Here is a 19,710-nt window from a genome sequence, read left to right as displayed (position 1 = left end):
CTCAGGTAAAATAGAACGTATGTACGACTTCGAAAAGGGACGGTGAAGAAATTGCAATTTCTCAGCAATAAATTGTTAACGGGATTAAACGAACAACAACAAGAAGCGGTTAAAGCGACAGATGGTCCTCTGTTAATTATGGCAGGTGCGGGGAGTGGAAAGACACGCGTTCTAACACACCGTATTGCGTATTTAATGGTGGAAAAGGAAATCGCGCCATGGAATATTTTAGCGATCACTTTCACAAACAAAGCAGCTCGAGAAATGAAAGAGCGTGTTCAAGCGATTTTGGGTGGTGCAGCCGAGGATATTTGGATTTCAACATTCCACTCCATGTGTGTGCGAATTTTACGAAGAGATATCGACCGCATGGGCTTCAGCCGTAATTTTTCAATTTTGGATACAACAGACCAGCTTTCGGTCATCAAGAATATCTTAAAAGAAAAGAACATTGATCCGAAAAAATTTGATCCACGTTCAATTCTTGGTAGTATTAGCAGTGCAAAAAACGAGTTACAAACACCTGAAGACTATGAGAAAACAGCGGGTGGCATGTATGAGCAAATTGTAAGTGATGTTTATACATTGTATCAAAAGCGGCTTCGCAAAAACCAAGCACTTGATTTTGATGATCTCATTATGATGACCATTCAACTATTCAAGCGGGTTCCTGAAGTATTAGAATTCTATCAACGTAAGTTTCAATATATCCATGTGGACGAGTATCAGGATACGAACCGTGCACAGTATATTCTTGTTAAGCTCCTTGCAACGCGTTTTAAAAACTTATGTGTCGTAGGTGATTCCGATCAGTCCATCTATCGCTGGCGTGGGGCTGATATCGCCAATATTCTTTCATTTGAGAAAGACTACAGTAATGCAAAAGTAATTCTGCTTGAACAAAATTACCGTTCAACGCAACGAATACTAAAGGCAGCCAATCAAGTCATTCAAAACAATATGAATCGTAAGGCAAAAAATCTTTGGACAGAAAATGATGAAGGAAATAAGATTTTCTATTACCGTGCGGACAGTGAATCCGGAGAAGCGCAATTTGTAGCTGGAAAAATCCGAGAACTCGTAGATGGCGGAAAACGTTCCTATAAAGATATCGCGATTTTGTATCGAACCAATGCACAATCCCGTGTAATGGAGGAAGTATTGCTCAAATCCAATATCAACTATCAAATTGTCGGCGGCATTAAGTTCTATGACCGTAAAGAAATTAAGGATATTTTGGCATACTTGCGCGTGATTGCAAATCCTGATGATGATATTAGTTTAACGAGAATTATTAATGTGCCAAAGCGTGGAATTGGTGCTACCTCCATTGATAAAATTGCAAATTACGCGAATGCTCAAGACCTTTCCATATTCCAAGCTTTACAGGAAGTTGAGCAAATTGGTTTAAGTGCGAAAATAACCAATTCATTACGTGAGTTTCGTGATTTAATCAATAATTGGGATCAAATGCAGGATTATTTATCGGTTACTGAATTAGTGGAGAATGTGTTAGAGAAAACCGGTTATTTAGAAGCATTAAAGACTGAAAAGACGCTAGAAGCTCAAAGCCGAATCGAAAACATTGAAGAATTTTTATCTGTTACCCAAAACTTTGAGAAAGCCAATGATGATAAGAGTCTGGTTGCGTTTTTAACAGACTTAGCATTGGTTGCAGATATCGATAAGCTTGATGAAGATGAAACTGATAAAAATAATGCAGTTGTCCTCATGACATTGCACTCAGCAAAGGGACTCGAGTTTCCTGTTGTCTTTTTAATGGGAATGGAAGAAGGAGTCTTCCCGCATAGTCGTTCCCTCATGGAAGAGGCTGAGATGGAGGAAGAACGCCGACTTGCGTATGTAGGAATCACTAGGGCGGAGGAAGAGTTGTATCTATCGAATGCTCAAATGAGAACTTTATATGGTCGTACTTCAATGAATCCAGTATCACGATTTATTGCCGAAATTCCAGAAGAACTACTTGAAGATTTAGGTGCCCAGCGCAGACAACAAATGCGAACTCCATTTTCTTCTACTTCCTCACCTTCAAGGCAGCCTGAACGAAGAGTATTCTCAAAACCAATTGCACAGTCAACTGGTGGAGATGAAATTGGCTGGAAGGTTGGCGACAAGGCCGAGCATAAAAAATGGGGAATTGGTACGGTTGTCAGTGTAAAAGGAGAAGGGGAATCGAAGGAATTAGATATTGCATTCCCTAGTCCAACAGGAATCAAACGATTGCTTGCAAAATTTGCTCCAATCACAAAGTCAAATTAGGAAAGCGAGGATTGGATGTATGGACAAAATGGTAGCGCAAGAAAGAGTTCAGGAACTCCATAAGCTTTTAAATCAGTACAATTATGAATACCATGTGTTGGATAAGCCCTCTGTACCAGATGCGGAATATGATCGGTTAATGCGCGAATTGATTCAGCTTGAGGAGAATTACCCAGAATTAAAGACAGGGGACTCTCCTACAGTCCGCGTCGGAGGACAGGTTCTTGAATCCTTTCAAAAAGTAGAGCATCGAATTCCGATGCTCAGTCTAGGAAATGCCTTCAATGAACAGGACTTACGTGATTTTGATCGCCGTGCGAGACAAGCAGTGGGTGATTCAATTTCCTATGTGTGTGAACTAAAAATTGATGGTCTTGCGGTGTCGCTTCGCTATGAGCAAGGGCGTTTTGTCCAAGGTTCAACACGTGGTGATGGAACAATTGGCGAAGATATTACGGTTAACCTAAAAACGATTCGTTCCATACCTCTTCGTTTAAAGAAGCCACTCGATCTTGAGGTTCGCGGGGAAGCATTCATGCCGAGAAATTCATTCGAAAGGCTAAATGCTGCAAGACTCGAGAAAGAGGAAGAGCCATTTGCGAATCCGCGGAATGCAGCGGCAGGGTCATTAAGGCAGCTTGACCCGAAAATTGCTGCAAGTCGTAATCTCGATATCTTTTTATATGCGATTGCTGACACAACCAATCTAGGCGTCGATTCACATAGCGAAGGCCTTAATATGCTTGATGAAGTAGGCTTTAAAACAAATCCGGAACGCAGAAAATGTGCGACTATCGAGGAAGTTCTCGAATATATCTCGGAATGGACAGAAAAGCGTCCAGCACTTATGTATGATATTGATGGAATTGTCATAAAGGTTGATTCATTCGACCAGCAGGATGAACTTGGTTTTACTGCAAAAAGTCCACGTTGGGCGATTGCTTATAAATTCCCAGCAGAAGAAGTTGTTACAAAACTAATAGATATAGAATTAAGTGTGGGTAGAACTGGTGTTATAACGCCGACTGCAATCTTAGAGCCGGTTCGAGTTGCAGGTACAACTGTTCAGCGGGCATCTCTCCATAATGAGGATTTAATCCGTGAAAAGGATATCCGAATAGGGGATTCAGTTGTTGTGAAAAAGGCGGGCGACATCATACCAGAAGTTGTAAATGTTCTTGTTGAAAAACGGACTGGCGAGGAGTCAGAGTTCTTCATGCCAACACATTGTCCTGACTGTGAAAGTGAGCTAGTTCGCTTAGACGGAGAGGTTGCTCTACGCTGTATCAACCCGAAATGCCCAGCGCAGATTAAGGAAGGCTTAATTCATTTTGTCTCTCGAAATGCAATGAATATTGACGGCCTCGGAGAAAAGGTTATTTCACAATTATTTGACGAAAAAATGATTGCCGATGTTGCCGATATTTACACATTAACAAAGGAACAGTTAATTAACCTTGAGCGAATGGGTGAAAAATCAGCTGATAATTTGGTAACTGCCATTGAAGTATCAAAATCAAATTCCTTAGAAAAGCTTCTATTTGGTTTAGGCATTCGCCATGTTGGGGCAAAGGCTGCAAAGACCTTGGCACAACATTTTGGAACAATGGAGAAGCTCCAGATTGCAACTCGAGAAGAACTGACGGAAATCAATGAAATCGGTGAAAAAATGGCTGATGCTGTTGTCACCTATTTCGAGCAACCAGAGGTGCATGAACTTTTAAATGAACTGCGTGAATATGGCATAAATATGGAATATAAAGGACCTAAGCTTGTATCAGTGGAAGATAGTGATTCCTACTTTGCCGGAAAAACCATCGTCCTAACAGGTAAGCTTGAGCAATTAACAAGAAATGAAGCAAAAGCAGAAATTGAGGCACTTGGTGGAAAAGTGACAGGAAGTGTAAGTAAAAGCACAGATCTTCTCATTGCAGGCGAAGCAGCAGGATCAAAACTAACAAAAGCACAAGATTTGCAAATTGAGATTTGGGATGAGGATAGACTGGTACAAGAACTAAGGAAGTAAGAGGTGTTCGAACTTGAGAAACCTAATCATTCTAGGTTTGGCTTTGTTGCTTCTCTTATCTGGATGTGCACCGAAATTTGACCAAGAGACAGAGGTTGTTCAAGATTCAGATAAAAAGGCAGAGAAAGCGATAATACCTAGATATAATATTTCAGATTCTTATTATAAAGCAGTAATCCCTTATAAAACGGGAAAGGCTAGGGGAATTGTCTCAGCATATATAAATAATCGTTTGGATATAGATGAATTTGAGACAGGATTGATGCGAATTGCTCAGGATTCATTTCCGTCAAATAAATACTTTTTCCAGGAAGGTCAGTATTTAGAAAAAGAAACGGTTCAAGACTGGTTAAAGCGAAAAAGATCCGATGCTCAACAAAAAGCGTACGAAACAGCAAAGAAGGCAAAAAAGGAATTACCAAATGAAGGATTAAATCCTGTTTTTGATACACCAGATACTGACGCAGGATATGAAGCAGCAATGCAAAAGAGTCCAATTTATATCGGAGCAATTACGGAGCAGAATTATTTAATCAAAAATAATGAGGATAAATTAGAACTTGGGGGGATAGTCATTGGGATTGGCATGAACTCCCATCACTATTATAACCTTCCTGCTTCAATGGGTGGTTACCCAAGAGATATTGAGATTTCAGATGCTGAAATCGAAAGAGAAGGAAAAAAAGCCGCCGAGGAAATCATTAACCGAATTCGAACACAGAATAAATATGAAAGTATTCGTGATATTCCAATCGTTATCGCTTTATTTAAACAAGAGGCAGCTAGCTCTGTAGCCCCTGGGAACTTTATTATGCAGGCGAAAGTAGATGCAAACTCCTCCAAAATTGGAAAGTGGGAAACGCTGAATGAAAAATATTATTTCTTCCCATCAAATGAGGCAAAAAACAATTATCGTGAAGATTCGTTAATGGTACAAAACTTTTCGGATGCAATTGCGGATTTCTTCCCGAATTTCACAGCAGTTGTCGGAAAAGGCTTTTACAAAGATGATGAATTACAAGAGCTGACGTTAACCATTCCGATGCAGTTCTATGGAAAAGCAGAGGTCATCGGATTTACTCAATATGTAACGGGCCTCATTATGGAGCATTTTGATAACTATATTTCACTTCAGGTCTATATTGAATCTGAAAGTGGTGCAGAAAGTGTCATCGTACGGGAAGCCGGGGAAGATGAACCAACCGTACATGTTTATAATTAAACTGAAAAACAAGACCTAACCATTTGCGGTGGGTCTTGTTTTTTTCGCTAACAAACAGGATAGAAAATGAAAACTTTTTCATTTGATGTAAGCGTTTTATTTTAGTAGAATGATATTGTCTAAGACTACAAGGGAGGCGAATGTAAAATGGTAGTACCTTATAAACATGAACCATTTACGGATTTTTCAATTGAACAGAACAGGAATGCGTTTGAGGCCGGCCTTAAAACTGTTGAAGGTTATTTAGGCAATGATTATGATTTAATCATTGGTGGGGAACGCATTTCAACAAAGGATAAAATCGTCTCTGTTAACCCTGCAAACAAGGAAGAAGTAGTGGGACGTGTTTCAAAAGCTAACCGTGAATTAGCCGAGAAGGCCATGCAAGTTGCGTATGAAACGTTCCAAACTTGGAGAAAATCGAGCCCGGAAATGCGTGCGAATATACTTTTTAAATCTGCGGCGATTGTTCGTCGTCGCAAGCATGAGTTTTCTGCCATTCTTGTAAAAGAAGCGGGTAAGCCCTGGAATGAAGCAGATGCGGATACTGCCGAAGCGATTGATTTCATGGAGTACTATGGACGTCAAATGTTAAAATTAAAGGATGGAATTCCAGTCGAAAGCCGTCCGATTGAACATAATCGATTTACTTACATCCCACTAGGTGTCGGAGTTGTCATTTCCCCTTGGAATTTTGCGTTTGCGATTATGGCCGGCATGACAACAGCTGCCTTAGTTTCAGGTAACACCGTCCTACTAAAACCAGCTAGTACGACCCCAGTCATTGCTGCAAAATTCATGGAAGTTCTTGAAGAAGCAGGACTGCCTGCAGGGGTGGTTAACTATATCCCAGGAAGTGGCTCTGAAGTTGGCGACTACTTAGTCGATCACGCAAAAACTCGCTTCATAAGCTTTACAGGTTCACGTGATGTGGGTCTGCGAATCTACGAACGTGCATCCAAACTAAATGAAGGCCAAATCTGGCTAAAGCGCGTTATCGCAGAAATGGGCGGTAAAGATACGATCGTCGTTGATAAAGAAGCAGATTTAGAATTAGCTGCTAAATCGATTGTTGCATCTGCCTTTGGATTCTCTGGACAAAAATGTTCAGCGTGTTCGCGAGCAGTTATAGTTGAAGATGTCTATGATGAGGTTTTAAATCGTGCTGTAGAACTAACAAAAGAATTAACAGTAGGTGACCCTACACAGAAATCAACTTATATGGGACCTGTTAATGACCAAGCTGCTTATGACAAGATTATGAGCTATGTTGAAATCGGGAAGAACGAAGGAAAACTTCTTCATGGTGGAGGAGGTGATGACTCCAAAGGGTGGTTCATCCAACCAACTATTTTTGCTGATGTTCGTGATGACGCACGCATCATGAAAGAAGAAATCTTTGGACCGGTTGTGGCATTCTGTAAAGCACGCGATTTCGACCATGCCATTGATATTGCCAATAATACTGAGTATGGTTTAACAGGCGCAGTCATCTCCAATAACCGTGCAAATATTGAAAAAGCAAAAGAAGATTTCCATGTCGGCAACCTTTACTTCAACCGCGGATGTACAGGTGCAATCGTCGGCTATCAACCATTTGGTGGCTTTAATATGTCTGGAACGGACTCAAAAGCAGGTGGCCCAGACTACTTAATCCTTCACATGCAAGCAAAAACAACTTCAGAAATGCTGTAATAAAAAAGAAACTCCCTCTCTTTTCGTAGAGTGGGAGTTTTAGTTTAAGTATTGAATGTATTATATGAAAAATCACTAAGTTGCTTATTCTGTATCCTCTTCTGCTCCATCCTCAGTTTCAGTTTGTTCAGTATCTGGCTGTTCCTGGTCAGTATCCGTATCTTCACTGCTGCATGCTGTCATTAAGAAAATTGCTAGTAGAGAAGCTCCAATTTTAAACAATAAATTCTTTTTCATTGTTTCCATACCTCCAGATAATTAATGTATTGATTGGTTGACTAAGCTCCAATCTAGTAACAATATACAATAGAAAATGTGCTAAATGACGTCATTTACAGTAAACGAACAAACTATTTACATNNACATTTTATAGAAAAGGATAATGGAATTGTTATTTAAAGTGGTAGAAACGTCTCTTGACTTTTTGAAAGAAATAAAAAAAGCGCGGTGAATACTCCGCGCCTAATATCCTTGCTTTTAATGGTGATGATGCCCTTTTTTCGGATTTGTAATTACAAATTGTTCTTCGGGAACATAGAAAAATTGAATCCAAATGCCATCTAAAAATTCTGCATCCCTCGTATCAAGAAGAACTTCAATGTCTTTATCGGTTTTAACAATCTCATCATGCTCTGTTGGGTTATCAAATTGCAGGGCATAATGGGCATGGTTGCCGTGGTGTTCTGTGATGACGACACGAAGCATTTTTCCTCCGGATTCTTCACTTTCAAGCATTTTCTTCATTACCTTTGCTGCATTACGATTAATTTTTACGTTCATACTGATTCTCCCATTTCCAATTAAAAATTTACGTTACTTATTTTCTCAGTATTTCTGAAAAATAACAAATATATAGCCTTTTTCTGAAAAAAGTTCGTTTTCATAAAACTAGATTTAAAAATCATAGAACAAAAGATTGAAAGCAAAAATAAAAGGCCGTTCCTTTTGCAGGTAACGGCATTCTTAAAGATAAGAAAGTATAAAAATTTATTACATAGTTTTCGATGTCTAGCTCCAGGCCCATCGGCTCTCTGGTCTAAGCCAATCGCTTCGGAAGGCAAGAAGCGCCTTCTGTCAGCGCTCGTCTTATGCTTGTCGCCTAAGGCTGCGCGCCTTGCGCTTTTCTTATGTTTAGATCCCTAAACCTTCAAGGTATTCATTTACTTGTTCAGGAGTTTTTGCGTTTGCACTGTGTAAGTGACCAAGCTTTTCCCCGCCTTTATAATAAAGGAGACTTGGTATTCCCATAACATCATATTTTTCTGCGATTTCAGGGAACTCGTCCTTGTCAATGCTGTACCAAGGAACACGGTTATGAGTTTCAAGAATCTCACCAATAAACGCTTCTAGGCGTCGGCAATCTGGACACCATGTTGTATCAAATTTTACAATTGCCCCTTCAGACTGAATAATTTCATTAAACTGTTCGACAGAAGTAATCCTTTCCATCTCTATCCCTCCACATCCTGTAATTGCAATCTTACTATAACAAATTACCTATCCAAAAGAAAAATAATCTGCCCGGCTGCATTCTTGGCTATGATTCTTGTCGAATTCGGGAAGAATGAGGGAGGAATTGTTGCCGAAAGTGAGTTATTTTTGATATTATCAGTATATTGTATGGACGGTGGAGGTGAAGGGAAATGTCGAGGATTTCGATTGAAGAAGTAAAACATGTTGCAAATTTAGCACGTTTAGCTGTAACGGAAGAAGAAGCAAAGATGTTCCAACAGCAGCTGGATGGCATTATATCGTTTGCAGAGCAATTAAATGAATTAGATACAAAAAATGTGAAGCCAACTTCACATGTTCTTTCCGTGAAAAATGTTATGCGAGAAGATGTCGCAAAAGAAGGATTACCTGTTGAGGAAGTATTAAAAAATGCACCAGATGCAAAAGATGGTCAATTCCGTGTGCCATCTATCATTGAATAAAGGGGGGAGAAAGGTTGTCACTTTTTGATCATAAAGTCTCAGAATTACATTCACTTTTACATAAAAAAGAAATTTCAGTATCTGACCTTGTTGATGAATCATTCAAAAGAATCAACACGGTTGATGATAAGGTACAAGCTTTTTTAACATTGGATGAAGAAAATGCAAGAGAATATGCAAAGCAATTGGACGAAGCACTTGGAAACAACCATGATTTAGGTCTATTATTTGGTATGCCAATTGGTGTCAAAGACAATATCGTCACAAAAGGCCTTCGTACGACGGCTGCGAGTAAGATTCTCGAAAATTTTGACCCAATCTATGATGCAACAGTTGTCCAAAAGCTTAAGTCAGCTCAAACGGTTACGGTTGGTAAACTTAACATGGACGAATTTGCAATGGGTTCATCAAATGAAAACTCTGGATTCAAGGTAACCAAAAACCCATGGAATCTTGACCATGTTCCTGGTGGTTCGAGTGGTGGATCTGCAGCAGCAGTAGCAGCAGGCGAGGTCCTCTTTTCACTTGGTTCCGATACAGGTGGTTCAATCCGTCAACCTGCAGCCTTTTGTGGAGTGGTTGGGTTAAAACCTACGTACGGAAGAGTTTCACGTTTTGGTTTAATTGCTTTTGCATCATCATTAGACCAAATTGGACCAGTTACCCGTACTGTGGAAGACAATGCCTTCCTTTTACAGGCGATTTCTGGTGTGGATCAAATGGATGCAACTTCTGCAAATGTTGATGTGCCAAGTTATGTATCTGCACTTACTGGTGATATTAAAGGATTAAAGATTGCGGTACCTAAGGAATACCTCGGTGAGGGTGTGAATGAGGAAGTACGCCAATCTGTACTTGATGCTCTTAAGGTTCTTGAAGGACTTGGAGCAACATGGGAAGAAGTTTCACTCCCACATTCCAAATATGCACTTGCAACTTATTATTTACTTTCATCATCAGAGGCTTCCGCAAACCTTGCGCGTTTTGATGGAGTTCGTTACGGGTACCGTACTGACAATGCAGAGAATTTGATTGAAATGTACAAACAATCAAGAAGTGAAGGCTTTGGTGATGAAGTCAAGCGCCGTATTATGCTCGGAACGTTTGCGCTCAGCTCAGGTTATTATGATGCTTATTATAAAAAAGCACAAAAGGTTCGTACATTAATTAAGAAAGACTTTGAAGATGTATTTGAAAAATACGATGTGATTATTGGACCTACCACACCAACACCAGCATTTAAGCTTGGTGAAAACATGGATGATCCACTTACAATGTATGCAAATGATATCTTGACCATCCCTGTAAACCTAGCAGGTGTACCAGGAATATCAGTTCCGTGCGGTTTTTCAAATGGGTTACCGCTAGGACTCCAAATTATCGGAAAGCATTTCGATGAAAGTACAATTTATCGTGTTGCAGATGCGTTTGAAAAAGCAACTGATCATCATAAACAAAAACCACAATTGTAAGGGGGGAAATCAGAAATGAAGTTTGAAACAGTAATCGGGTTGGAGGTTCACGTTGAACTTAAAACCGAATCAAAAATATTTTCAAGCGCGCCAAACGAATTCGGAGCTGCTCCAAATACATTAACAAGTGTCGTTGAATTAGGATACCCTGGTGTTCTTCCGGTTATAAATAAAAAAGCGGTTGAATGGGCGATGAAGGCCGCGATGGCTTTAAACTGCGAGATTAACCAGGAAACAAAGTTTGACCGTAAAAACTATTTTTATCCGGATAATCCAAAGGCCTACCAAATCTCTCAATTTGATAAGCCAATTGGGGAAAATGGCTGGATTGAAATCGAAGTGAACGGTGAAAAGAAGAGAATTGGGATTACTCGTCTTCACCTGGAGGAGGATGCAGGTAAACTCACACACTCTGGACGAGGCTATTCGTTAGTTGACTTGAATCGTCAGGGAACTCCATTGATTGAAATCGTATCAGAGCCAGACATCCGTACACCCGAAGAAGCCTATGCCTATTTGGAAAAGTTAAAATCAATTGTCCAGTATACGGGTGTATCAGACTGTAAAATGGAAGAGGGTTCACTCCGTTGTGATGCCAACATCTCATTGCGCCCAGTCGGTCAAAAAGAATTTGGAACAAAGACCGAGTTAAAGAACCTAAACTCATTTGCATTTGTGAAAAATGGTCTTGAATATGAAGAAATTCGTCAAGCGGAAGTTTTATCTGCAGGTGGCGTGATTGAACAGGAAACACGTCGTTACGATGAATCATCAAAATCAACAATTCTAATGCGTGTGAAAGAAGGTTCAGATGACTACCGTTACTTCCCTGAGCCAGATTTAGTAGAGCTTTATATTGACGATGAGTGGATGGAGCGGGTTCGTGCAGAAATTCCTGAGCTTCCAGATGCTCGTAAAAAGCGTTATATTGAAGAACTTGGTCTGCCTGAATATGATGCAGCTGTACTTACTGTGACGAAAGAAACATCTGATTTCTTCGAAGAAACAATAGCAAATGGTGCAGATGCTAAGCAAGCATCCAACTGGATTATGGGTGAAGTTTCCGGTTACCTCAATGCAGAACAGAAGGAATTACATGAAATTGCCTTAACTCCAGCAAGTCTGGCAGGCATGATCAAGCTAATCGAGAACGGAACGATTTCCTCTAAGATTGCAAAAACGGTCTTCAAAGAGCTAATTGAAAAAGGCGGAGACGCAGAAGCGATTGTGAAGGAAAAAGGACTTGTTCAGATTTCAGATGAAGGTGCCTTAACAAAAATTATCGTTGAGGTTATCGCGAATAACCCACAATCTGTAGAAGATTTTAAGAGTGGAAAAGGTAAAGCGATCGGCTTCCTAGTCGGTCAAGTCATGAAACAAACAAAAGGACAAGCAAACCCACAAATGGTGAACAAAATCCTTGTTGAAGAAATGAATAAACTGTAATTTTAGATAGAGACCTGCTGTAGAGTGGGTCTCTTTTTTTTTTGTTTAGTAGGGGGATGGCTAGTTGGTACATGTTTGAGGTCAAAAAGCTTTGGGCATGTGCTGCAAGATGGTTCTCCTGGTACACGCTCGTTTGAAAAAGTGGGGAGCATGTACTGCAAGAGTGATCTCCCGGTACATGCTCTGCAAAAAAAGCGTTAAGCGTGTCCCACAAGAGTAATCTCCCAGTACACGCTCGATTTACAAAGCGTTGAGCATGTCCCTCAAGAGGATTCAACCAGGACACGCTCAGCAAGGCATTGCTACCTAGCGATGCCTTTAATCAATAATTACATATAATATTCAACTAATTCATAGCATCTTTCCTCTGTTAGGTTTGCTGAAACAGCTGAATATTCTAAATGTTCCTGTGTACCACCATTAAATTTATGCGATGCTTCTAATGCAGTATCATCTCTAAATTTTATCCAATTCCGTTGCTCTTGCCTCAATTGGTCCATCTTCTCAGTTGGAAGTTGCTCATTTAGGACCCCATAAATTTCATTTAATAGTTCATCCCAAATATCCCATCGATCGTCTTCCACCTTTTTCAAAGCGTAGGTAGATGTATCGGTTGCTTCCATTTCATCCATCATTTTTTTAGTATCATTTAACCTTTGTAGATATTCAACCTTCAAACTTTCTGTTGCATTCGTAGATGAAGTTTCTTCTTTTTTAGGTACATTGTTTGATGTAATTGTTTTTTCGTTTGTTTCATTTTTACTTGTATCAATGGTAACTTTTTCAGTGTTGTCAGCGTTTGAAGTATTTTCTGTAGAACCCACATTAGAAGAATCGTCATTATTACTTTGAGATGTTTGCTTATTTTGGGATGGCTTGTCTAATTTGGCACTTGAATCTTCAGATGAGTTTTGACAAGCTGCCAATAAAATGACAGATACCATTGTAAGTATTGCTATTAAACTTTTTCTATTCATAATACGGCTTACCTCCTATGGTCAAAATATCTAATTTATACATATTTTAGCATAATATTTTATTATACCTTGTAAACTTGTCGTATATTGTTTGTAAAAAACTGAAGTTTTTTTGCTAACACATGAAACCTTCTCCGGGTACTATACGTAAACGAAGTATAAGTTGTTAAACTAAGGGGGAAATAATGATGGAAGACGGTTTTCTGTTTTATGTAATCGGTGGCATTCTTCTTCTTTATGTATTAGTGATGATTCCGATTCAGTACCGGAACATAGCCGCAACAAAGGAAAAATTCAAGAAAACGAAAAAAACACATAACGAAACCTATGAAGATATGTCCTTTGAAGAACAGCAATTACAATTCAATCTTCAAGGTAGCCTCATAAATTTACCATCAACCTTAATCGCAACCCTAATCTATAAAATCGTTCATCGTAATAAATAACTGATTCATCAGACCTTCGCTTATTGGAGGTCTTTTTTTCATGTTAAAAACTTTTTAATCTTTTTTTCATAAAACTGTAGGGTATAGTAGGTGTTAGTTCGTCTATATAGGTAGACAGGAGAGAAAGGGGGAGAGTGCAATTCAAGATGAGGTTCTAATTGAGAAGGCAAAAGCAGGGGATGAGCATGCTTTTCGCTTAATCGTTGAAAAATATAAGAATCTAGTATTTAAGGCTATTTATCCGGTTCTACGTCATGAAAAGGATGCTGAGGATGCTTCGCAGGAAGTATTTCTCAAAATCTATTATGCACTCCCCCAGTACAGTGCACAGGGCTTTAAGACGTGGATTACCCGAATTGCAGTGAACCATGCAATTGACCTGAAAAGGAAGCAGCAGAGACAACAGGAAGTAGTTTTAGAGCCAAATGACATTCCTGCACTCTCTTCGTCCGAGGAAATTGTCGTAGTCCCACTTTTACGAAAGGAACAAAGAGAACTTGTGAAAAACCGGCTAGACGATATGCCAGTGAATTATCGTAAGGTGATTGAGGCCTACTACATAGAAGAAAAAAGCTATAAACAAATCGCGCAGGAACAGCAAGTGGAGCCAAAAACGGTGGAAACGAAGCTGTACCGAGCGAGAAATTGGATGAGGAAACATTGGAAGGAGGATGATTTTTAGATGAGGCATTTCAGCAATGAAGAGTGGTTGTTGTATATAAAGGATGAATTAGAAGAATCAAAGCGGGAAGAACTCGAAAATCACCTGTTTTCCTGTGACCAATGTTTAGAAATCTATATGGAATTAATCGAAGTTCAGGCTGAAGAGGTACCTAACCTTGAAAATGATAGCTTTACAGATGAGGTTGTCACAAAGCTTCCGGAGAAAAAGGGAAAGCAAGGGAAAAGGTTTTTACAAAGTCCTATATTCCATTATGGTGTTGCTGCAGCTGTGACGTTGACTTTGATGTCGACAGGGGTATTCCAAAGTATGACAGGAATTCTCGGTACGGTAGAGGCCTCAAGTTTTTCAGAGCAGAAACAATCTGTTTCATCTAATTTAATGGAAAAGGCGTTATCGCTATTTGATATAGGAACAAATCATGAGGAGGGAGAACAATGAGCTATAATCCAGTGCTGGCATTTTTTCTATCATTCATCCCAGGTGTTGGACATTTTTATGTGAATCGAAAAATAAGAGGGTTTTTCTATGGAGTGGGTACGGTTGGTTCTATCTTAATCGGAATCCTTGGAACGTTTATGGTTGGGTATGAGGATCCGCTATTAGTAGGGCTGATTTTTGCATTTTTTATTGCGGTCATTAATGTACTTGATATGATTATCTTCCTGTTGCGAAATAACAAACATAATCAACGTCAACAAGCGATTCATACAGAAGAAGGTCAGGTCGTTGCCGTGCAGAATGATGAATCAGATCGATTCTATACGATTATTCTTTCATTTATCCCTGGATTAGGACATTTTCAACTTGGCTTGATTAACCGGGGTTTGACGTTTCTAATTGGTTTTTTTGGATTAGGAACAATGGTTGTGTTTATATCTGTTTTTACGAATCAAGGGGCATTCATGGTGTTTCTCGGGATCCTGCCAGTTATTTGGGTATACAACATGTTTGATGCGGTACAGCTTGTAGGTAAAAAACAGCGCGGGGAAGAATTGGTTGATAAGACAATTTTAGAGGATTTTGAGGAAACGAGACGTGAGCAAGGGCGTAAAAGCAAAACACTCGCAACTGTTCTAGCGATATTCCCAGGTGCTGGCCACTTGTATCTGGGATTACAAAAACGCGGAATTCAGCTAATGGCTGCCTTTTTATTCGCCATCTATATTTTAGATGTGCTTCGTCTGTCACTATTCTTATTTCTAATCCCAATCATATGGTTTTATAGCTTCTTCGATGCCCTTCAGAAGGTGTCAAAGCATGGCGAAGAGGAGCTTGAGGATGTTCCGGTTGTCTCTTACATCGTAAATCATCAAAAATGGGTTGGTTTCGCGTTAATCGCATTAGGACTCTACTATTTACTTGTGAATGTTGTATTACCAACAGTTGGGCCAATGGTTGCAAAAGTATTGCATTTTGACCTGCAGCACTTCTACTACACATACTTCCAAGGTACAATCATCTGTATCTTATTAATCGGTGGTGGAATCAAGCTAATGGTAGGAAGTAAAAAACGGAAGGAGAATGCGTAATGAGAAAATGGCGTGTGGGTTCTGTATCAATGGGTTTGTCGTTGATTTTACTGGGTGTTCTCCTTTTCGTCTCACAAATAAAAGGGATACAAATGATGGAGCCACTGCTTGTATGGTGGCCAATCATTTTGATAGTGTTAGGCATTGAGATTGTGGTTTATCTCTTTTTATCAAAACAGGAAAATCCGATTGTAAAATATGACTTTTTAAGTATTATCTTTGTAGGGATGATTGGGACGATTGGGATTGGATTTACCCTGCTGTCGTCTGTTGGTTTGGTTGCTGAAGTTCAAGATGTGATTGGAGCAGAGCATCGTTCCATGGACCTGCCTGTAGTCGAGGAAAAATTGGCGGATAACATCAAACGTGTCGTCCTTGAAACAAATGGGGTAACAAGTAAAATTGAAGGCTCCACCGCCAATGAATTACATGTATTTGGCATATACCGCGCAACGGTTCATCCGAAAGCAGAACCTATTATTTCAGAAGCAAAAGATTATGTATTAAAGAAGGTTGTAGGGGACACCATTTACGTGACATTGAAGGAACCTGTTGACCAAGCTGGACCTTTTTCTTCATCCGCAACAATAGAGCCAACGATTATAGTTCCGAGTTCAATTCAGTTAGAGGTTCGTGGCCAACATAATCAAGTTTCCCTCTACCCAGGGTCACTAGAAAATAATTGGGTCGTAGATGGAGCATCCAATGTATCGGTTCATGTAATTGAAAAGAGTAACATTCTGTTATCTGCTGTTTCCAATAATGAACTGAATGGAAATATGGCGTGGGATAACATCGATACAACCAATCGAGGTGGTATTGATGAGGTGTATGAGGAAAGCACAACAGAAAAATTGTATAAGGGCACGAAAAAGCTGGGGGAAGGTACATATAAGCTTTCCATTTTTAATAGCGATCTTGTTACAGTGAATCTTGTTGAAAAAATGTAGTAGTATTAAAAACGTGCGCTTTGGTTTTTGCCAAGCGCATCTTTATTAAAATAGGCAAGTTGAAGCAAATTAAAGAGATAATTGTGAAAAAATGGATTTTTTTGTTAGTGTCAAAATTGATTAAATCAAATGGATGAGCTATGATGGAACATAGATGATTGATTATCTTTATTATAGGATGATGAAAATGAAAAGGGCACGTATCATATATAACCCAACCTCTGGGAGAGAATTATTTAAACGACATCTACCAGAGGTGTTAGAAAAATTAGAAAGAGCAGGGTATGAAACCTCATGCCATGCTACAACCGGAGAGGGAGATGCAACAAATGCTGCCCGAATCGCGGTTGAAAGAAAGTATGATCTTGTTGTAGCGGCAGGTGGCGATGGGACCATCAATGAGGTTGTTAACGGCTTAGCTGAGCAGGAATATCGTCCAACCTTAGGGATTATTCCGGTTGGCACAACAAATGACTTTGCGCGCGCTATCGGGGTACCTCGGAATATAGAGGGTGCTTGTGACGTGATTATCGAAGGAAACTCTGTCCCGATTGATATTGGTCGGATAAATGATAAATATTTTGTCAATATTGCTGGCGGAGGAAGGTTAACCGAGTTAACGTACGAGGTGCCCAGCAAGCTGAAAACAATGCTAGGGCAGCTTGCGTATTATTTAAAAGGGATGGAGATGCTACCATCCATTCGTCCAACCGAGGTTAGCATTGAGTATGATGGAAAGCTGTTTGAAGGAGAAATTATGTTATTCCTTGTTTCCTTAACGAATTCCGTCGGCGGCTTTGAAAAGTTAGCACCAGATTCATCGCTAAATGATGGGTTATTTGATTTGTTAATTTTAAAAAAGGTAAACTTAGCGGATTTTATCAGAGTGGCAACGCTTGCGATTCGTGGAGAGCATATCAATGATCCGCATGTGATTTACACAAAAGCAAATCGCGTTAAGGTAAATCCGACTGAAAAAATGCAGATTAATCTTGACGGGGAGTACGGTGGTTTGCTCCCGGGAGAATTTGTAAACCTATATCAGCATATTAATGTATTGGTTTCGAAGGAAAAAGCGGAGAAGATGGATAAAGAGTAAGAAAAAAACTGGAACTATATTAAGAATGTCAATGCCAACATGAATAAGAAACAGATTTCTTAAGGGGTATCCATTACTGGAACTCCTTTTTATTGTGTTTATCACCCTAAGATTTGCCCCTTAAGATTGAAAAATATCAATAGGACTTGATGCAGATTGGCACAATACTCCGCCAGTATGTTACAATCAGTTCAGCATTTTGAACGTAAAGGAAGAATACATAATGACAAAACTGAAACCGCCAGTTGAAAAAAATACATACTATGATGTCACATTTGAGGACCTTACACATGATGGAGCGGGTGTGGCGAAAATCGAAGGCTTTCCTATTTTTGTTCCGAACGGTCTCCCAGACGAAAAAGCAAAAATCAAGATTACAAAGGTTCAAAAAAGCTACGGTTATGGGCGGCTAATTGAGCTCTATGAAAAAAGCAAATATCGAGTGGATGCACCATGTCCGATTTATAAAGAATGCGGAGGCTGTCAGCTTCAGCATCTTAGTTATGAGGGTCAATTGGTAGCAAAACAAAGACAGGTTCAGGAAGTGTTGACTCGAATCGGTAAGCTGCCACATATCGAGGTGCATCCCGTTCTTGGAATGGAGAATCCATGGCGCTACAGAAATAAAGCACAGGTGCCGGTAGCCGATAGAGAAGGCGGTCTTGTTGCAGGGTTTTATCAGCAGCGAAGTCATGAAATTATTGATATGCAAGCATGTCTCATTCAGCAAGAGAAGAACGATTTGGTCGTGCAAACAGTTAAAACAATCTGCGAGAAGTATGGAATTCAGGCCTATGATGAAAAAAACAAAAGGGGAACACTTCGCCATATTATGGCACGATATGGTCTTGTCTCAGGTGAAATAATGGTCGTTCTTATCACGAGAACAAAGGAGCTACCACATAAAAATCACATCATCTCAGCGATAACTACCGAGTTACCTGGTGTTAAGTCTATTGTACAAAATATAAATCCCAAACAGACAAATGTGATATTTGGAAAAGAAACAAATGTCCTTTGGGGAGAAGAATATATATACGACAATATTGGTGATATCAGGTTTGCAATTTCTGCTCGCTCCTTTTATCAAGTTAATCCAGAGCAAACAAAGGTACTCTATGATAAAGCGTTAGAATATGCGGAATTATCAGGTGAAGAAACCGTGATTGATGCATATTGTGGGATAGGAACAATTTCACTCTTTTTAGCTCAAAAAGCAAAAAAAGTGTACGGGGTTGAAATTGTTCCTGAAGCGATTGAGGATGCTAAGCGAAATGCAACATTAAATAATATCGATAATGCAGAGTTTGCGGTAGGAGAGGCTGAAGTCGTTATTCCTAACTGGTACAAGGATGGAGTTAAAGCGGATGTAATCGTGGTTGATCCTCCACGTAAGGGCTGTGATGAAGCGTTATTACAAACTATTTTGAAAATGAAGCCAAGGAAAGTTGTGTATGTGTCCTGTAACCCGGCAACACTTGCAAGAGACCTGCGGATACTAGAAGACGGTGGCTATGAAACGACAGAAGTACAACCAGTGGATATGTTCCCCCATACTGTTCATTGTGAAGCAGTCGCGAAGTTAGTGTTAAAACCCTAGTTGCTAATAGGGCGGCAAAATAAAATCTGTCAAAATACTGGAGGAGTAAAAAAAGTGACGAATTTAAAATTAAAATCTAAAATACTTGAAATTGTAGATAATCAAATTAAAATAAATGATCCCAAGTCTACAAAAGAAACCATGGAACGGTTACTCGACTTGGGTTATTCCGAAATAGAGTCTAAGGAAATGATAGGTCGGGTGCTTGTTGAAGAAATGTACGATATCCTAAAAAATCAAGTTCCGTTTAATGAAAAACGATATTCCGATAAATTAAATATGCTCCAATAGGTCTCTGGTTACAAATGCAAAAACCAATCTGTACTAATCGGCCATTTTTAAGAAAACC

General features: G+C 39.5%; 19 protein-coding genes. 15 read left to right on the top strand and 4 right to left on the bottom strand.

The genetic code is table 11. From position 1 onward, the window contains the following. Positions 1 to 51 precede the first annotated feature (51 nt). The 4 genes from pcrA (at position 52) to pruA (ending at position 7,223) form a co-directional block, all read left to right on the top strand. On the top strand, positions 52 to 2,280 hold the full coding sequence (gene pcrA, locus V7138_RS19960; protein ID WP_335400864.1) for a DNA helicase PcrA: 2,229 nt from the start codon (positions 52 to 54) through the stop codon (positions 2,278 to 2,280). 19 nt (positions 2,281 to 2,299) lie between these two features. Next, entirely contained in the window at positions 2,300 to 4,306 is a 2,007-nt protein-coding gene (gene ligA / locus V7138_RS19955; protein ID WP_335400818.1) for an NAD-dependent DNA ligase LigA, read from the top strand. Positions 4,307 to 4,319: 13 nt separating this feature from the next. Continuing rightward, complete coding sequence (locus V7138_RS19950) at positions 4,320 to 5,528, top strand: CamS family sex pheromone protein (protein ID WP_335400816.1); 1,209 nt, start codon at positions 4,320 to 4,322, stop codon at positions 5,526 to 5,528. A 147-nt stretch (positions 5,529 to 5,675) separates the two neighbouring features. Next, positions 5,676 to 7,223, top strand: coding sequence for an L-glutamate gamma-semialdehyde dehydrogenase (gene pruA, locus V7138_RS19945; protein WP_335400814.1), 1,548 nt, complete (start codon positions 5,676 to 5,678; stop codon positions 7,221 to 7,223). 84 nt (positions 7,224 to 7,307) lie between these two features. On the opposite strand, the gene V7138_RS19940 is transcribed toward pruA, so the two are convergent. The 3 genes from V7138_RS19940 to V7138_RS19930 all read right to left on the bottom strand — a co-directional run bounded on the left by V7138_RS19940 (position 7,308) and on the right by V7138_RS19930 (position 8,672). Beyond that, entirely contained in the window at positions 7,308 to 7,460 is a 153-nt protein-coding gene (locus V7138_RS19940; protein ID WP_335400812.1) for a hypothetical protein, read from the bottom strand. 240 nt (positions 7,461 to 7,700) lie between these two features. After that, positions 7,701 to 8,003, bottom strand: coding sequence for an iron-sulfur cluster assembly accessory protein (locus V7138_RS19935; protein ID WP_335400811.1), 303 nt, complete (start codon positions 8,001 to 8,003; stop codon positions 7,701 to 7,703). Between the two features lie 351 nt (positions 8,004 to 8,354). Further along, positions 8,355 to 8,672, bottom strand: a complete 318-nt coding sequence (locus tag V7138_RS19930) for a thioredoxin family protein (protein WP_335400809.1) — start codon at positions 8,670 to 8,672, stop codon at positions 8,355 to 8,357. A 194-nt stretch (positions 8,673 to 8,866) separates the two neighbouring features. Between V7138_RS19930 and gatC the strand changes: the two genes are divergently transcribed. The 3 genes from gatC to gatB are packed head-to-tail and all read left to right on the top strand — an operon-like array spanning position 8,867 to position 12,075. Next, positions 8,867 to 9,157: an Asp-tRNA(Asn)/Glu-tRNA(Gln) amidotransferase subunit GatC gene (gene gatC, locus V7138_RS19925; RefSeq protein WP_335400807.1), complete on the top strand. Its 291-nt coding sequence runs from the start codon at positions 8,867 to 8,869 to the stop codon at positions 9,155 to 9,157. A 14-nt stretch (positions 9,158 to 9,171) separates the two neighbouring features. Then, positions 9,172 to 10,629 carry an Asp-tRNA(Asn)/Glu-tRNA(Gln) amidotransferase subunit GatA gene (gene gatA / locus V7138_RS19920; RefSeq protein ID WP_335400805.1) on the top strand — a complete coding sequence of 486 codons (1,458 nt, stop codon included), beginning with the start codon at positions 9,172 to 9,174 and terminating at the stop codon, positions 10,627 to 10,629. Positions 10,630 to 10,644: 15 nt separating this feature from the next. Further along, complete coding sequence (gatB, locus tag V7138_RS19915) at positions 10,645 to 12,075, top strand: Asp-tRNA(Asn)/Glu-tRNA(Gln) amidotransferase subunit GatB (RefSeq protein WP_335400803.1); 1,431 nt, start codon at positions 10,645 to 10,647, stop codon at positions 12,073 to 12,075. A gap of 329 nt (positions 12,076 to 12,404) precedes the next feature. Here the strand turns inward: gatB and V7138_RS19910 are convergent, their stop codons facing one another. Continuing rightward, positions 12,405 to 13,052: a lysozyme inhibitor LprI family protein gene (locus tag V7138_RS19910; protein WP_335400801.1), complete on the bottom strand. Its 648-nt coding sequence runs from the start codon at positions 13,050 to 13,052 to the stop codon at positions 12,405 to 12,407. 188 nt (positions 13,053 to 13,240) lie between these two features. On the opposite strand from V7138_RS19910, the gene V7138_RS19905 reads away from it, so the two are divergent. From V7138_RS19905 to V7138_RS19870, 8 genes are all read left to right on the top strand, one after another. After that, positions 13,241 to 13,498 carry a DUF3949 domain-containing protein gene (locus V7138_RS19905; protein ID WP_335400799.1) on the top strand — a complete coding sequence of 86 codons (258 nt, stop codon included), beginning with the start codon at positions 13,241 to 13,243 and terminating at the stop codon, positions 13,496 to 13,498. A gap of 139 nt (positions 13,499 to 13,637) precedes the next feature. Further along, positions 13,638 to 14,180 (top strand): RNA polymerase sigma factor, encoded by a 543-nt coding sequence (locus V7138_RS19900; RefSeq protein ID WP_438824385.1) that lies wholly within the window; start codon positions 13,638 to 13,640, stop codon positions 14,178 to 14,180. Then, positions 14,181 to 14,621, top strand: a complete 441-nt coding sequence (locus V7138_RS19895; RefSeq protein ID WP_335400797.1) for an anti-sigma factor family protein — start codon at positions 14,181 to 14,183, stop codon at positions 14,619 to 14,621. Beyond that, positions 14,618 to 15,712 carry a hypothetical protein gene (locus V7138_RS19890; protein WP_335400796.1) on the top strand — a complete coding sequence of 365 codons (1,095 nt, stop codon included), beginning with the start codon at positions 14,618 to 14,620 and terminating at the stop codon, positions 15,710 to 15,712. The genes V7138_RS19895 and V7138_RS19890 overlap by 4 nt, the downstream gene beginning before the upstream one ends. Further along, positions 15,712 to 16,662: a hypothetical protein gene (locus tag V7138_RS19885; RefSeq protein WP_335400794.1), complete on the top strand. Its 951-nt coding sequence runs from the start codon at positions 15,712 to 15,714 to the stop codon at positions 16,660 to 16,662. Before V7138_RS19890 ends, V7138_RS19885 begins: the two co-directional genes overlap by 1 nt. A 187-nt stretch (positions 16,663 to 16,849) precedes the next feature. After that, positions 16,850 to 17,761, top strand: a complete 912-nt coding sequence (locus V7138_RS19880; RefSeq protein WP_335400792.1) for a diacylglycerol kinase — start codon at positions 16,850 to 16,852, stop codon at positions 17,759 to 17,761. 223 nt (positions 17,762 to 17,984) lie between these two features. After that, on the top strand, positions 17,985 to 19,361 hold the full coding sequence (rlmD, locus tag V7138_RS19875; RefSeq protein WP_335400790.1) for a 23S rRNA (uracil(1939)-C(5))-methyltransferase RlmD: 1,377 nt from the start codon (positions 17,985 to 17,987) through the stop codon (positions 19,359 to 19,361). A gap of 54 nt (positions 19,362 to 19,415) precedes the next feature. Beyond that, positions 19,416 to 19,652 (top strand): hypothetical protein, encoded by a 237-nt coding sequence (locus V7138_RS19870; protein WP_335400788.1) that lies wholly within the window; start codon positions 19,416 to 19,418, stop codon positions 19,650 to 19,652. Positions 19,653 to 19,710 lie beyond the last annotated feature (58 nt).

This window comes from Bacillus sp. JJ1533, from assembly GCF_036965045.1.
Taxonomy (GTDB): domain Bacteria; phylum Bacillota; class Bacilli; order Bacillales; family Bacillaceae_L; genus Ferdinandcohnia.
The sequence above is the reverse complement of the archived record's forward strand: the minus strand, read 5'-3'. Positions and strand labels throughout refer to the sequence as shown.

Coding starts and splice junctions, on each gene's coding strand:
- V7138_RS19910 (WP_335400801.1), bottom strand. CDS start 13,052: ATGAATAGAAAAAGTTTAATAGCAATACTTACAATGGTATCTGTCATT.
- gatB (WP_335400803.1), top strand. CDS start 10,645: ATGAAGTTTGAAACAGTAATCGGGTTGGAGGTTCACGTTGAACTTAAA.
- V7138_RS19880 (WP_335400792.1), top strand. CDS start 16,850: ATGAAAAGGGCACGTATCATATATAACCCAACCTCTGGGAGAGAATTA.
- V7138_RS19895 (WP_335400797.1), top strand. CDS start 14,181: ATGAGGCATTTCAGCAATGAAGAGTGGTTGTTGTATATAAAGGATGAA.
- gatC (WP_335400807.1), top strand. CDS start 8,867: ATGTCGAGGATTTCGATTGAAGAAGTAAAACATGTTGCAAATTTAGCA.
- ligA (WP_335400818.1), top strand. CDS start 2,300: ATGGACAAAATGGTAGCGCAAGAAAGAGTTCAGGAACTCCATAAGCTT.
- V7138_RS19885 (WP_335400794.1), top strand. CDS start 15,712: ATGAGAAAATGGCGTGTGGGTTCTGTATCAATGGGTTTGTCGTTGATT.
- V7138_RS19905 (WP_335400799.1), top strand. CDS start 13,241: ATGGAAGACGGTTTTCTGTTTTATGTAATCGGTGGCATTCTTCTTCTT.
- V7138_RS19890 (WP_335400796.1), top strand. CDS start 14,618: ATGAGCTATAATCCAGTGCTGGCATTTTTTCTATCATTCATCCCAGGT.
- V7138_RS19935 (WP_335400811.1), bottom strand. CDS start 8,003: ATGAACGTAAAAATTAATCGTAATGCAGCAAAGGTAATGAAGAAAATG.
- rlmD (WP_335400790.1), top strand. CDS start 17,985: ATGACAAAACTGAAACCGCCAGTTGAAAAAAATACATACTATGATGTC.
- pruA (WP_335400814.1), top strand. CDS start 5,676: ATGGTAGTACCTTATAAACATGAACCATTTACGGATTTTTCAATTGAA.
- V7138_RS19940 (WP_335400812.1), bottom strand. CDS start 7,460: ATGAAAAAGAATTTATTGTTTAAAATTGGAGCTTCTCTACTAGCAATT.
- V7138_RS19930 (WP_335400809.1), bottom strand. CDS start 8,672: ATGGAAAGGATTACTTCTGTCGAACAGTTTAATGAAATTATTCAGTCT.